Source organism: Alkalihalophilus lindianensis, from assembly GCF_032843265.1.
GTDB lineage: Bacteria > Bacillota > Bacilli > Bacillales > Bacillaceae_D > Alkalihalophilus > Alkalihalophilus lindianensis.
In genome coordinates this window covers 1-356 of sequence record NZ_JAWJBA010000107.1, presented here as the reverse complement: position 1 = coordinate 356, position 356 = coordinate 1, and the positions used below count along the sequence as shown (strand labels likewise).

Here is a 356-nt window from a genome sequence, read left to right as displayed (position 1 = left end):
ATCATCTCCCACGGGTTTTCAATATCGCTGTAGCCGATGATTTCTTGTTCCCATCCTGAACGTTTCGCATCAGGAACTTCCATTGCTGGACAGACCAGGAATGGCTCCGCCTCCTGAAAAACAGCCAGCGCCAGTAGTCGTTCGTGCGGGTCCGTATAATAGCCGGTTAAATAAAAGACATTCTCTGAAGAGGTTAGGAAGCTAACTTCTATTTCTTTTTCCTTCATCCATGTTTGCAGCTTTTCTATTCGCTGATTCATTTCTTTATAGGGCCTCCTTAATAACTAAATACTATTTGAGCGTATCAATTTGGAATAGAAAAGTAAACTAGCATGTCCTAAACCAGAAGGGAAATG

General features: G+C 42.1%; 1 protein-coding gene. It reads right to left on the bottom strand.

Features of this window, described 5'->3' with window-relative positions:
* Positions 1-260: aminopeptidase P family N-terminal domain-containing protein (locus tag RYX56_RS21510; protein ID WP_317124012.1), on the bottom strand; the 260-nt coding region annotated here is incomplete at its 3' end.
* Positions 261-356 lie beyond the last annotated feature (96 nt).